The following is a 947-nucleotide window of genomic DNA, read 5'->3' on the forward strand; positions in this document are numbered from 1 at the left end:
AGAGCTATTGAGTATAAGGAACGAACTCCTGCAGCAAAACGAGCAATTCTTAACAAGCTACAGGAGCGACTTACAAGAGCTTATGAACACAAATTTAGAGATAATCAACAAAAATATGGACTATCAAAAAGATCAGCTGGAGCAGATGAAAACAAATCTAACCAGCTTTCAGCAAAAGATACAGCAGCAAATCTTAGACCAACTACGACTAGAAAGCCAAACACTACTACAAGTAGCAAGAGCCAAAGAAACAGAGAAGAGAGCGGAGCTATACGACACAATATCAAACAATGGACTATGGACGATAATCTTGATAATAGCTGGTGGCATCGCAGGATTTTTCTTGACAATTTTCTTTTTAAAATAAAGCAGCAAAGGCAAAAAAATGAACTTAGAACACGAATTATTGCTAGTATTAGAGCAAGAACGCAAGCAGCAGCAAGAGCTAATCGAGAATATGATGAAAGAATTCAAAGAATACGAGAAACTAACTCACGTATTCTTCGAGAAGAAGCTGCAAGAAGCAATCGACCAAATTTATACGGAACGGCAGGAATTCGTCAACGGTTTGAGCGAATTATCCAAGACATTAAATCAAATATTAGCGGAACTCAAGAAGGGCAACGACAACGCACAAGCAGACTTCTTGAAGACAATCAAAGCATTATTGGAGAATTCGCAGTATTCATTAAAAGAGAGTATGAAAGAGCTACAGAACTCTTTAAACGAACTTGTGAGCAAATTGGACTAAAAATCAGATATAAAGAGCTAATGCAAGATCTTAGACAAACGATAAAAGAGATACCACAAATTGACCCTGAAATAGAGAGCCTAAAGAAAGAAGCTAAAAAAGAGCAAGAACGACCAAGAAGCTCAATGCGGTTTAGAATGTAATACTTCACCCTAAAAGATGATAGCCTTGTGGAGCGTAGCGACAATACAAGGCG

At 37.8% G+C, this 947-nt stretch carries 1 protein-coding gene; it reads left to right on the plus strand.

Going from position 1 to position 947, the window contains the following annotated elements; translation table 11 throughout:
- Positions 1-894, plus strand: an 894-nt coding sequence (locus CDOM16190_RS10495; protein WP_170020786.1) for a hypothetical protein, incomplete at its 5' end; no start/stop codon positions are given.
- Positions 895-947 lie beyond the last annotated feature (53 nt).

This window comes from Campylobacter sp. RM16190 (assembly GCF_012978835.1).
Taxonomy (GTDB): domain Bacteria; phylum Campylobacterota; class Campylobacteria; order Campylobacterales; family Campylobacteraceae; genus Campylobacter_A.